The following is a 3,108-nucleotide window of genomic DNA, read 5'->3' as shown; positions in this document are numbered from 1 at the left end:
AACCAAACCAGAAGAAACTATCTTGCCATCTTCGCGAACCAGGCGAACCGTTCCTGAAATCGAAGTAATCGGAGCAGAACATCGAACAGTAGCCTGGGCATTTACTGTCCCAGGTACATGATGCGAAATGTGTGGAGAGTTCTGTTTTCCTTCACAACTGATTGTTTGTGCATAAGAAACAGGCGCAAGTTGCCCAATAGTGATTGGACTGGCAATAAGCAATGCTGCAAGAGCAGAAGCAAAAATTCTTTTTCTCATATGAGAGAAGTAACAGACTTCGACTCAACGATTTATAAAAAATGGAAACAGTTATCAAAACTTAATCGGAAAGAGATAATCCAGCCTAGGCACCAAATGTGACCGGCCTTTTATACGTCCAGCTATATGTTCCCGTATATGCACAGTTCCGCCACGTTGAGATTGGGCATCTTGTGGCCAGTTCTACAGCGTGAAAACACCCTGTTTTTCGCTGTTCGGTGGCGCAAAACAGGGCATTTCTATTTTCCCGACCCGGTTCACCCAGAATCGGTGGTCGGATCGGGTTATAAGTCGGGCTATATGCACCGCCTATATGCCGTGTGGATAAGTTTGCGCTTTTTCGCTCATCGCGCGGGGACGTACCACCCCACCGGGCAGCACAAGCACTCACCGTGCGCTTGCCAATGGAGGTTTGTTGTCGCGGCGTGAGCAGCGGCTGTGACCGTCGATTCTCAGAGAGCATAAAGTGTGTTGATTTTGCTGCGTGACGCAACGAAACAGCAGCAAGGCAGCACGCGACTACGGAAGTTGGGCGTGCGCTACCAATGGGGGCGAGGGGTAAGTGCGCGGCTGGGTTACGGGTAGGTGGGTTCGATGCCGAACATGCGTAGTTGTTGCTCAAGGTGTTCGATGCGGCGTTGTTGCGCGCCTACTTTTCGCCGTAGTGCCGCCATATCCCGCAGATCGCGTTCTAAGCCCGTTTGCGGCGTTTTCACACCCTGGATGGGTTCGTGTGCCACCGGGGGACGTTCCGCGCCTCTCAGGCGCTCCTGGCGCTGTTTTTGACGCTGCGCAAGCGAACGACTCGACGACACCGCCGATGGATCGTCCACTACACCCGCAGCAACCATGCGGGCACGTAACCGCAACCGGTACGACTTTTGCCGACACCCGGCCGAGCAGAACCTGCGCGCACGCCCAACCGACGCGCACACAAAGGGTGCCCCGCAGACCTCGCACTCACCCATGACCAGAACCCCTTCCCTTCAATCGTCAAGTGACGAAACGATACACCTTATGCACTCTGAGGGATCGACGGTGCGGGAGGGTCGGTTGGAGGGTCGGTTGGAGGGTCGGCGGGGGTGGCGAAGGAACACCCTTCGGGTGTGCTGTAAGTCACTTTTGCGTCCCGCAAAACCGGAATTATCTGATTCGGTTATCGGTAACTTTGAACACGCCGGTGGAAATGCCGGGGTTTGGACTACCCCCGTGCGACAGTGGTCGCTATGAACCCACACGCCGACTTTCTCAACGCCTGTTGGATGCCCCGCGCACCCCTGGCGTCCGATGCGAAAGACGGCACCTACAAACGCACCACGCGAGCCAAAGCACTCACGCTGGCGTACATCGAAGCCAACCCGCTGGTTTTGCAGTCGCTGATCATCACCGACCACGACGGCGGCATGGCAGACGAACTTCCCGGGCTTCTCGGGCTTCCTGCGCCCTCCTGGACGGCGTTAAACCCCCACACCAACTCAGGACACATCGTCTACGCCCTCGCAGCCCCTGTGTGCCTCACAGACGCCGCAAACCGACGCCCCATCCGACTGCTCGCACGCATCGAATCAGGACTCGCAACGATCCTTGAGGGCGACCCAGCTTTTACCGGCAGGATTACCAAGAACCCCCTCAGCGAAACCCACCTGCCCATCTGGGGAGAAGACCAACACCGCTACGGACTCAAAGAACTCGCCACAGCACTAAGCAACCTCGGCGCACTCCCCCGCTACGACGACCACAAAGCACTCACCACCAGCGGCGTTGGACGAAACGTCGATCTCTTCGACTACCTACGCAAATGGGCATACACCAGGCGAGGCTCCTACCAAGACCAAGCCGAATGGGAAGCCATCGTCCTTGACCGCGCCACACTGCGCAACGAAGACAAAATCGCCAACGACTACACACGCGGAGCACTCAACCACAACGAAGTCATCCACATCGCCCGCTCCGTCGCCAGATGGACATGGCGCAACATCGCCCCCATCCCCACCGACGAATGGCTCAAACAAAAACAAGCCGAACGCGGACGCAAAAGCGCCAACAAACGCTGGGGAAAAAATGATGCGAAAAAAACGGTTAAGAAGCTAATAGAGGTTCCTAAAAATGCTTAAACAACATCCAAGGAATGGCTGGTCAGTGAAGGAACTTCATGAGAGAACTGGCGCTGCCAAAAGTTCAATAATTCGCTGGACTTCAGAGCCACGAAATGACTACTTAGCCAGAGCAGAAGAGAAACGAAAACGCGTTAAAGAACTTCGGTCAACAGGAATGAGCATTAGAGCGATATCAGCAAAAACTGGTTACTCCGTAGGCACCGTTCACAGATATATTCATGAACATGATCGCCAAAAGGATTAGAGACCGTCATTTCTGGCTTCCCTACGAAGAAAAAAGTAAGAATCCAGACTATTACGTCTTCTTTTGGGGCGAAGTAGAAGAAGTTGAAGGTGGAGAACCTGAGAGAGAAAGGTTTGCCTACTACCTAGAAGATGCAAAAAATGTAGAAGAAGTTCTTGAATGGTCAAAGCGAAAAGCGCTTGGAAGAGACTTCGCAGTAATGCTTGGCATCGAACGAAAGTCTCATTCAGGAGAAGAACTAACCCAATTGATTCTTCTAAGCGGTGAGTACACCAAAGAAAGCGAGTATGACGGCTATTCTTTAAGCGCCAAATTTAAAAAAAATTAGCACTTGATCGTAGCCTTTTTAGTTTCGCTTCCCGAGATGCTTCTAGGTCGCCATGAAGGTGGTCCTACCCAAGTTGAAGTCATAGTTGCTGTATAAGTATGCCTACGGCCATCACATTTCATTGCAGCATTCGCTGACCAGGTTTTCTTCCCATTCCTGAC

3 protein-coding genes are annotated in these 3,108 nt (G+C 53.0%); 2 read left to right on the top strand and 1 reads right to left on the bottom strand.

Annotated features, from left to right (window positions below; translation table 11 throughout):
• Positions 1-833 precede the first annotated feature (833 nt).
• Positions 834-1,091, bottom strand: a complete 258-nt coding sequence (locus CPPEL_RS11070; protein WP_123961334.1) for a hypothetical protein — start codon at positions 1,089-1,091, stop codon at positions 834-836.
• A gap of 393 nt (positions 1,092-1,484) precedes the next feature.
• Here CPPEL_RS11070 and CPPEL_RS11065 point away from each other — a divergent pair, with 393 nt between their 5' ends.
• Positions 1,485-2,372 carry a replication initiation protein gene (locus CPPEL_RS11065; RefSeq protein WP_123961333.1) on the top strand — a complete coding sequence of 296 codons (888 nt, stop codon included), beginning with the start codon at positions 1,485-1,487 and terminating at the stop codon, positions 2,370-2,372.
• Positions 2,373-2,599: 227 nt separating this feature from the next.
• A complete protein-coding gene (locus CPPEL_RS11055; RefSeq protein WP_123961331.1) occupies positions 2,600-2,947 on the top strand; it encodes a hypothetical protein in 348 nt (115 codons plus the stop codon).
• Positions 2,948-3,108: the final 161 nt, after the last annotated feature.

It is taken from the genome of Corynebacterium pseudopelargi (assembly GCF_003814005.1).
GTDB lineage: Bacteria > Actinomycetota > Actinomycetes > Mycobacteriales > Mycobacteriaceae > Corynebacterium > Corynebacterium pseudopelargi.
The sequence above is the reverse complement of the archived record's forward strand: the minus strand, read 5'-3'. Positions and strand labels throughout refer to the sequence as shown.

Bases quoted from the DNA above. Each gene is read 5' to 3' on its own strand.
- CPPEL_RS11065 (WP_123961333.1), top strand. From the start codon at position 1,485: ATGAACCCACACGCCGACTTTCTCAACGCCTGTTGGATGCCCCGCGCA.
- CPPEL_RS11055 (WP_123961331.1), top strand. From the start codon at position 2,600: ATGATCGCCAAAAGGATTAGAGACCGTCATTTCTGGCTTCCCTACGAA.